Origin of the sequence: Motilimonas eburnea (assembly GCF_021295345.1) — a bacterium.
GTDB lineage: Bacteria > Pseudomonadota > Gammaproteobacteria > Enterobacterales > CBDFNC01 > Motilimonas > Motilimonas eburnea.
The window spans coordinates 1-9,540 of sequence record NZ_JAIMJB010000033.1 but is presented as its reverse complement, the minus strand read 5'-3'; the positions used below and the strand labels follow the sequence as shown (position 1 = coordinate 9,540).

Here is a 9,540-nt window from a genome sequence, read left to right as displayed (position 1 = left end):
GAAGCAAAGAAAGGTTATTGGCGCCTCGCCAGTAACCCTGATTAATTATGAAGGACAAAAATGTGAACATACTCGTTAAACCATTGGCGTTATCGCTATTGATAACCAGTGCACTGGCCTCTGGTCAAGTGCTGGCAACTTCATCAGACACAACCCAAGAGGTTGTTAGCCAATTGCAGCAAAATGGCTTAGGCATTGAAGTGTCTGAAGCCACCTTAGGGTTATTTGCCGCCCATCCTGTGTTGCAGGGCGCTGATTTAGCTGAGCTTACATCGGGTAAGCTTAACCATATCGGCGACCCTATTTCTGATTACACCACGCCCGTGCCCCGTGGTAGCCAGATTGAATTACCGGTATTTGAGAAAAAGGTACTCAGCGCTTATTTAGATAACCCAACCGATGCCGTACTGGCTAAATTTTTAGCCTTGTATTACGCCAATCAATCCTTGTTGAATGAATGGCTAGCCCAAAGCAAAGGGGTTGCACTTAAAAACAGTATTTATGTCGATTACTTTTTAAATCGCGTGGATGATTTAGCAGGCAGTGAGCTGTGGACCAAGCGACTAAAGAAAGCCAATAGCGACAAACTGGCGCCCTTTTTTAGCCCAAGCACACTGACCTATAACGAAGACAGGCCAGTTCATAGCCAGTTTTATGAAACATTTAACTACAATGAAGCGCAGCGCTATGAAACTGCTGCGGCTTTGCTAGAAGACTTTGCCCAAGATCCAACTAACGTATTCACGGGCTTTTTAAACAAAGCCGTCAATATTTGGATTGGTGGTGAAGCGGATTACGATGATCCCAGTGCGCTACATAACATCTTGATTGCGAGTTATTTTTCTAACCATACCTTAAAAATGGCGAAGCGCATGGAGCAGGCCTGGCAACAAGATAGCAACAACGACCGATTTCGCTTAGCGCCCATTTTAGGCGGTTTATCTGTGATGGAGCGCGGTTGGTTGGCCGAGCTGCACCAAGACCAAAGCGCTAAGCTGGCTTTAAATGATGAGCATAGACAATGGTTAGAGCTACATCCGTTATTCCATTCATTCACTGTTGGTATCACGTTCTTTGACGACAAAGACCTCTTTATGGAAGGCTTCTTTGCTTGGACGCGCGCCTTGACTACCGTGTGCCCAGAAATCAGAACCTGTATTGACAGACCGCGCTTTTCTTTCAATATCTTAGGCATGATAGTGGGTTATGTTGATTACCTAACCAAGTTAGGTGCTATTGATGATGCACGTTCGTTACTGACTTACCGCTACAACCCCATGTTGGCCTTTGATGATTGGACCATAGGCAAAGAGGCTTGGCTGCACCGAGAAAATAACTTAGAGGCGATTGCGGCGCGTTACCATAACGACGATCCAAGTGACGATCCTAACTTCTTTTTCTTGGCTGATCGCAAATGGGGAACCAAAACCTCGACCTGTCAAAGCTGTCACCAAGCGCAAAATAGATATTGGAGTGAGGAAGATAAAGCACAAATCATTCAGCATCCCGATGACATCTTAACCATAGGTACTTGGCCTGAGATTTCAACCTCTTGGTACGGCATGAACAAAACTGTTTGTGGCGGCGCGCCAACGTGGGAATACGGCACCGTCTATAACGCTGGTGATGTGGTGCAGATCAATGGTCAGCAATACCAAGCGAAATGGTGGACCAATGCTCAGTGGCCACTTAATTCGGGTGAATGGGATGTATGGACGCCCATCGCTGCGTGTAACGTGACGAACTAACATCAAGTCAAACTTGGTCTGAAAGCAAGGGGCTTTGCCCCTTGCTGATTTATTAGCTAATGGGACTGTGATGTCGTTACTGCAAAACAAAAACTTTATGCTGCATTGGGCCAGTACCTCAACGGCGCAATTGGGCGCCTATTTTACCTTGGTCGCTCTGCCTTGGTTGGTACTCAATCAAACCCAAGATGACGCATTTTTAATGTCGGTGGTGATGGCAAGTTTTAGCCTGCCTCACGGCTTTTTTATTCTGTTTGGCGGGGCGTTAGCCGACCGCTGGTCACCGCTTCGGGTGTTATTACGCTCAAGGCAAGTGGCGATGCTGGTGATGCTCGCCTTAGCCAGTTGCGTGTATTTTCAGTTTACGCCTATCGCACTGTTGTGTTTATTTGGCTCTGTACTGGGCACGCTCGGTGCTTTTGGCATTCCGGCTAGCCAGTCGATCTTGCCATCAATATGTAAAGAGGAAGAGCTAGGGTTAGCCAACGGCATCGTGATGGGCACATCGCAATTGGCGCAAATTGCTGGCCCCTTAGTAGCCGGCTGGCTGATTTGGTTGATGCGCTACTTAAATCAAGTGGATGTGACGCAATATGACGCCAGTAGTTTGGCGCTGGCTTTTTTAGTCGATGCCTTGCTGGTTTTGGTGTCTATTTCGCTGCTTTATTGGATCAAGATAAAGCCTGTCATCAGTAAACCGGCAGGGGTATTTACGCTGGTGTTTCAAGGTATTCAATTTTGTTGGCTAGATAAGGGCATCAGATTAGTTCTGGCCTACTTAATTTTGATTTCGTTTTTTATGCACGGGCCGCTACTGGCGGCGCTGCCTTTAATTGCCAAATTGCATTTAGGACTTACCGAGGCGGGCTATGGCACCTTATACGCCTTGATTGGGGTTGGCACCTTAATCGGCGCAGGCATTGCTATTTGGCTGCGGCCACAGCCGGCACAATTAGGAGTTTATGTCTTGCTCGGCGATTTAGTGTCGGGCGGCTGCTTGCTCTCTCTAGGAGTGATCAGCTCTACGTCTAGTTTAGTTGGCCTTTGTCTCTGCCTGATTGGCGTTGCCACCGGCTTTATTATGATAGCCGGCACCACTTGGTTCCAATTGCGTACTCCCAGTGAATACATGGGGCGGGTGATGTCGGTGTTGATGTTTTGTATTTTAGGCTTGATGCCACTATCGGGCGTGATTGCAGGGTATTTTAACCAAGGCTATGGCGTTGAAAGGGTCGTTATGGTCGCAGGCAGTTTCATTATGGCTTGCGCTTTTATTGGTTTATGTTTGCCCACAGTGAGAAGAATGGGGGCGATTCCTGCCATCGAACTCGCTAATGACGAGCAAGGATTGAGCGAACGCCAAGCGTCATACGTATAACTCATTGAGATCAGAGCCTTAATTGACTGAAGATGATTATTGAAAATAAGGAAATGTTGAATGATGAACCAACCTTGGTTTCATGTCCCTAAACCTAACGCCAAGGCGCGTTTAAGATTATTTTGTCTTTCATACGCTGGGGGCAGCAGTGCCACCTATTTACCATTTGCCGAACATCTCCCTAATGAGGTTGAGCTGGTGGCGGTACAATTGCCGGGCAGGGGGATGCGCTTAGCCGAGTCGCCTTATACGGATTTAACCCAATTGGTAGAAGATTTGGCGGCGCAAATGAAGCCTCATCTAAATCTGCCTTATGCCATTTTAGGACATAGTTTTGGCAGCCGATTAGGCTTTGAATTAGTTCAGTATTTTCGCCATCAGCAGTGGCCTTTGCCGGTACATTTTTTTGCCTCTGGCTCGCGCGCGCCCCATTACAAGAATACAGACTCTCCCATCCACCAGTTGCCGCAAGCCGCCTTTATTGAAAAGCTGCGCTCGTTTGGCGGCACCCCAGAAGAAGTGCTGAATAATGAAGATTTTATGGAAATGTTACTGCCTATGCTGAGGGCAGATTTCACCATGGTTGAAAACCACCAAAGTGAAATGAAACCCGCACTATCATGTGACTTAACCATCTTAGGTGGGCAGCACGACGGCGGTGTGCCGTTAGAGGACTTACACGACTGGCAGCTGCATTTTGACGGTGCAGTCAGCCACGTCATCTTTGATGGTGGCCATTTCTTTATTGAAACCCATAAATCGCTGGTGATAAAAGCGGTGGCAACTAAGTTGGCTTCGATTTTAACAGCAGAGCTGGCTACTTGCTGATGGACACCCCCTTTGGGCGCAAGCAGGGCGCTTGCGCCGCTTAGGTCATAAAAAATGGTGATATTCATTTCTATAAATAATGAAAGTCTGTAGACTTATTTAAATTCAATGGTTTAGTTGATATTTAGCTCAGTTGGTCGATGCAGAGTTTATAAAAATAAGGAAATGAAATGAGTGACGTAATTTATCAAGATAAAGGCTACCAGCTAACCGCCGCTGAGTTTACCTACAAAGGCAACAAAGAGCCTATCGATAAGGTTTCCCGCCTGTACCTGATTGAAAATGACACCAAAAGGAAAGTGATTAATGGATCCATCGGTGCCTTGATTGTGTTGTTCATTACCTTGCTGTTTTACCCCATTTTAGGCATGTTTTTTGTCTTGGCAGAGCCCAACCCGATAGCTGGCCTGATATATAAATGGGGCATCCCTGTATTGATGGGGGCCCTTGGTTTTATGTTTAACTTCTTAAAAACGAAGAACTATGCCCTCGAAATAGAAAAATCGACCGGTAATAAAGGCATTATTGATTACTCAAATTCAAAAGAGCAATTTGAGCAATTGATTAAAGTGTTTCATGAAACTAGATACAATTTTAAAGAGTAAGCCAACCCGCCAAGTGAATGAGGCGCGTTGAAATCCCTGCATTAGCAAAACCATGGCTCAGGTGTATTAGTTCAGGAGGGCCGCGCCTTTGACAACGTACGATGATGGTTGAGTCCGGCCTGTTTTCAAACAAGTTTTTTGCCCATTCATTTTGCTCATCCCCAGCCCCTCTTGTGTTAGTTCCATGCAAGGTTAACAGGCAAGCTCGAACAGCATGCTTGTAACCACCTTGTTATGGGTGTGTGTTGAATTTAACAATCATGCCAAAAACGGTTATCCTATCGTTTTGGTTTTACCACGCCTGAGACAACTTTATGAAATGGATCGTAATTTTTTTTGCTCTTGTTTTCAGCTCTATTACCCTCTCGTCAGAGTCTGATTCACGCTACCAGCAGGCGTATGAGGCAGTGAATAACAAAGAATATCAACAAGCCTTTTCGGTTCTTGACGAGTTAAGCAAAACCAAACATCCCAAAGCAATGAGCCTTTTAGGTTATCTTTACGCCAATGGCTTGGGTGTTAAAAAAGACGTCAACCTCGCAGCTGATTTATATCGACAATCAGCAGACTTGGGTGACCGACGAGGGCAGTTTAATCTGGGGGATGCTTATCAGTATGGTAGGGGAGTAGAACAAAGCTGGTTGCAAGCCAAGAAGTGGTATACAGAGGCGGCCCAACAAAAGTATGCTGTTGCCTACTATCGCATTGCGCGTATTTACCATTTTGGTTATGGAGATGACAAGGTGGATATGGACTACGCCTTTCGGTTTTATTCTCAAGCCGCAGTGTTAGATCACACCCAGTCGCAAGTTCTAGCGGGTGCATTACTTGAACGCGCCGTCGAACACCCAGATGAGTTCCCTTATCACACTCAACTATATCCAACGTCTAAGGATTTATACATTAACGCGATGGCGTTTTATCGAATGGCAGCGGAAAAAAATGACGCAATTGCCATCAATGCCATGGGCTATTTATACGAAAAGGGCCGAGGCGTAAAGCAAGACTACAACAAAGCCTATCAATACTACTTAGAAGCGGCATATTTAGGTGAGGAATATGGCTTTTCAAACCTGGCTTATCTTTATTCATATGGCGATGGGGTGAAACAAGACAAAGCGTATGCACGGGCTCTATACAAACGCTCAGGTGTTCATAAAAAGGGGCAGCCACTTCCTAGGTTTTTTAACGGTTACACCCTTGCTGAGATAGCGCCAGCTGATACCTTACCAAATAGAAATACCTTGGGCTGCTTGTTAGGCGATGAAACCTTATTTGGTGTGGTGCTTCGCTGTGGTAAAAAATCGGAATTTATCGCGGCGCTTTCCAGCAAAGGCGCAAAACTAACAAGTGATAAAGCCGCCGATGAATACTCCATCGTGACATTTGATGTAACGCGGTTTTTCCCTAATGCAAAATACATGGAATTTGTTTTTGACAGTAACAACCGCTTTATCAACTCGCACTATACATTTTCAAATAAAGCGAGCTATGAAAAACTGGCTATTAAGATCAGCAAGAAACACGGCTCCCCAGTTGAAAAGCAAGAAGATGCCAGCATTTGGCAAAAAGAAGACGGCACCCAAATCAGTTTAATCACATTGGAAAACGGCGACATCCAGCTGAGTACTCAATTAACTGATCGCCTCGAAGTATTGCAGTTGAAACTGGAACAAGCGCTGTATTTGAAGGAAAAACACACGGATCAAGAGCTAGATGCATTTTAGCAGAACAACTCGAGTTGTTAGGGCCGCATTCGCGCTAACGTGATGAGCGTGCAGTAGTATCTTTGATAACCTAGAGAAACAGTATGAGGATCCATGGAGGCTACACATTAAGTGGCCAGCATAGATTTGAGCTGATCTAGCTAGTATAAAGATAAGCGAGGAAATCCCTCAACTCGCGATGCTATATTCCGTCCCAGTTTATTAAACGAAGAGCACCACCTGCTCATTTAATAGACTACTCGCTATGTGAAGGGTTACAGCGTCACTCTGAAACAGGTTGAGAAATGGACAACTAAAAGCGAAGGGCCCCTCAAATCATCACGCGGATCCTACTTCTTTAGACACTTCCTCACTGTTGCTGTCAGGGGGCGTTGCCTTGGTTTGCGCGCGATGCGAAAGGCGAATTAGCATACTCAAGATAAATAATACGACGGACGTCCAGAAAGGGTAAACGCTCATGTCCAAGTACCAATCTGCCGCAGCCGTTGACCCACCTCCACCTGTTACATTGACAGCGATTCCGCCGAGACCAATCAACCCAAAAAGCGTCGCAATGGCGAACAACACAGCAGACACGCAAAATAATATTAAACTGAATTTTTTCATACGCTATAACTCTTTATTAAATGACTCGTTGCTCAATAGTAATCAATGCAGGTGTTTGTCAGCAACCTCGCATATATTTTTATTTGATATTGATTGGGTTTTATTGTGATTGTTACTGTTCCACTCAATGGCGCCATTATCGCCGATGAGTTGACCAGATCAGCCTTAATGGAATCACTTTAGGTTTATATGTTAGCGAGCGTTTTAATCATTAAAAGCATCGCGAATGAAGAGATACTGCCAGCATAGAGAGTCGCAATGAATTTTGGCTGAGGGCCAATAAATAGACTAAAATAAATAAAAAACAACAATTTACAAACTGATTATTCGGTAGGGAATACCTAGGCTTAAACAGCCAAAACCTTCACAATATATCATTGAGCGCAACCAGTCGTGCTCTATGCTCCACCAATAAAAAAGTGGACATGACAGCGAATAGAAAAACAGTTGCGCCAAATTTTATTACATCACCAGAAACTCTAACGCTTAAGACATAGGCTCGGCCAATTTTTCACTTTGGCTTTCCTTGCTGAGGTTTAGGGTCATGAAGTGTTTGCTTAACTTCAGTAAACCATAAGCACCGGTTAGGAATAGGATTGCCGTTGCAATAGTCATTAAGGGTTTCAAATACCAAAGAAACATCATTCCCAATAGACTGCTGCCAAACAAGCTGAACAAAATCAAAGCGACAATACTAATGATTGAAAAATAGGTCATTTTGACGCCGGGGGCATCTAAATGCGTATAGAGCCGCTTCCAAGCAAAACAAGCCATAATGACGGCACAAAGTACTAATAAAAAAGAAAATATTTCAACGGCAACGTACATGGTTACTCCTGTTATGAGTTCAAAAAAAGTTAACGGCGTATTACCCGTATTTCTTGGGAAGTGATCTCACCTCGGCTCAGGATAACTCTGTAAAAGTAAATCATTATCAATTACATGGGTAAAGCATAATCCGTGAAACAAGAACAAAACGTCAGATTCCCGAGGTTATTCCGAGCTCGGTACTTCGTTGAGCAGAGAAACGCTTGTGATTATATGTTATAAAATAATGTCTTTATGTTAAGTAAACGATATTTTCGTTATCAACAACATCTGGCATCGAAATTTTCTGCATTCTAAGTCTTATTCGTTGGTTTCAGTTAACAGGTTGTTTGCAAAATAAACCTCATCTAAGCACCCCAATTGATTAAAATGAAATTGCAGCTCTTGTCCGATACACTGAACGATACCGTTTGGAAGTATCTTGAAGCTTAGGTCATTGGCGTTAAGTAAATCTTGAATATCTTGCGTCGTCGCTGACGTTATTTCTTTCCCCCAAAGCAGCAGTGGATGTATGGTTTTCACTTGAAACATACACACATAAGCATTTTCTGATGGATGATCTTCGACTTCTCCTCGAAACCCAATTAGCAACCCTCTGAAAAAGAGAAAGTTTTCTAAATTACCGCCCATCCAATCTTCATAAACAAGCTGAGATCCCCACACAGCTTTAACTTCACTCGGCGTAAAGCCAAACTTGATAGGGCCAAAGCCATTGGTTAGTGATATTTCGTACATAAATTAACCTTGGTGGTTGCTTAGTGCGCTCCTGACCTATCGGACTGTGTTCGATTCGCTATGCTAGGGTGTAAGTTCTCTCAAATTTGCGGGTATTACCTCATTTTAATGTGTTTGGTTGGATCGGATATTGAAATAAAAGAACCCGCAACTAACAAGAATAACTGGAGAGGTTAAAGCCAGCATGCCAATAGATTTTGGATAACCAAGGTAAGCGTAAATAGCTAGCAAAACTAAAGAGACGATCAAAGATACACTTGAGCCTAAGTGATGTCTTATGAGCTTACTCCAAGTCATTAACCAAAGAGTGGTTAGCGCTGTAACTGCCGACGTCATAAATAGCAAACCAGACATACCACTAAGGTGTTGATCTAATGGACTCAAGCTGATGAGCCACCCAAGCCCAAAACTGTAGATATATAAGAAAACAGATAAGAACAGCTTAAATATTAACTTCATAATAATGATACATCACTCCGCCGTTTGAGGCTGTGCGAGCTGCCCCTATGTTTGGCCTAAAATTGTTGGCTGTCCATTCATTGCCGCTTCAACTTTTCCAGTACCTACTGTTCTAGTCCCCTCCAACAGTTCAAACTTAACGCCACAGCTTAACGCCGAATAATCAACGTCCTCTGGGTGCATCAACTCGATAGATCCGATAAATTCCTGCCCTTGTTGAGAATCCCCTGGCACTTCTAAAAAACGGACGGCTAGATAGTCTTTAGTGCCTAAGACGACAATATCAGGAGAGTAACCAGCACCAACTGGCATACATGCTCTTCCACTTTCAGACTCTTTGAGAAAACAAATCTTTGCTCGAATACACTTCATAAATTTAAACATAACGCCCAATTAAGGGGTGAACAACGCCTCCACCCAAACCTAAAGCATTCTGCCATAAACACTAAATTTGCAGTAAAAGCAAAAATGCCAAGCGTTGTGAATCCCTCTTAAATTGCTTGTATGGATAATTAACCCACCTAATTGACCCTTTACACCCAGTTTCGGGTAATGTGAGACCCAGGCGTTAGCTGCAACTAACGCTTTCCTTGTCGTAGTTCGATTAAATGATGGCTCCTCTATTG

8 protein-coding genes are annotated in these 9,540 nt (G+C 44.1%); 5 read left to right on the top strand and 3 right to left on the bottom strand.

Translation table 11 applies throughout. The features are described 5' to 3' along the window. Window positions 1-62 precede the first annotated feature (62 nt). The 5 genes from K6Y21_RS20325 (at window position 63) to K6Y21_RS20305 (ending at window position 6,286) form a co-directional block, all read left to right on the top strand. Complete coding sequence (locus tag K6Y21_RS20325; RefSeq protein WP_233073754.1) at window positions 63-1,748, top strand: carbohydrate-binding protein; 1,686 nt, start codon at window positions 63-65, stop codon at window positions 1,746-1,748. 70 nt (window positions 1,749-1,818) lie between these two features. Continuing rightward, window positions 1,819-3,126 (top strand): MFS transporter, encoded by a 1,308-nt coding sequence (locus tag K6Y21_RS20320; RefSeq protein WP_233073752.1) that lies wholly within the window; start codon window positions 1,819-1,821, stop codon window positions 3,124-3,126. A gap of 60 nt (window positions 3,127-3,186) precedes the next feature. Next, entirely contained in the window at window positions 3,187-3,954 is a 768-nt protein-coding gene (locus K6Y21_RS20315) for a thioesterase II family protein (protein WP_233073750.1), read from the top strand. Window positions 3,955-4,124: 170 nt separating this feature from the next. Next, window positions 4,125-4,559: a hypothetical protein gene (locus tag K6Y21_RS20310; protein ID WP_233073748.1), complete on the top strand. Its 435-nt coding sequence runs from the start codon at window positions 4,125-4,127 to the stop codon at window positions 4,557-4,559. A gap of 314 nt (window positions 4,560-4,873) precedes the next feature. Then, window positions 4,874-6,286, top strand: coding sequence for a tetratricopeptide repeat protein (locus tag K6Y21_RS20305; RefSeq protein WP_233073747.1), 1,413 nt, complete (start codon window positions 4,874-4,876; stop codon window positions 6,284-6,286). Between the two features lie 1,092 nt (window positions 6,287-7,378). Here the strand turns inward: K6Y21_RS20305 and K6Y21_RS20300 are convergent. The 3 genes from K6Y21_RS20300 to K6Y21_RS20290 all read right to left on the bottom strand — a co-directional run bounded on the left by K6Y21_RS20300 (window position 7,379) and on the right by K6Y21_RS20290 (window position 9,298). Then, window positions 7,379-7,720 (bottom strand): hypothetical protein, encoded by a 342-nt coding sequence (locus tag K6Y21_RS20300; protein ID WP_233073746.1) that lies wholly within the window; start codon window positions 7,718-7,720, stop codon window positions 7,379-7,381. 300 nt (window positions 7,721-8,020) lie between these two features. Further along, complete coding sequence (locus K6Y21_RS20295; RefSeq protein ID WP_233073745.1) at window positions 8,021-8,455, bottom strand: hypothetical protein; 435 nt, start codon at window positions 8,453-8,455, stop codon at window positions 8,021-8,023. Between the two features lie 504 nt (window positions 8,456-8,959). After that, complete coding sequence (locus tag K6Y21_RS20290; RefSeq protein ID WP_233073744.1) at window positions 8,960-9,298, bottom strand: hypothetical protein; 339 nt, start codon at window positions 9,296-9,298, stop codon at window positions 8,960-8,962. Window positions 9,299-9,540 lie beyond the last annotated feature (242 nt).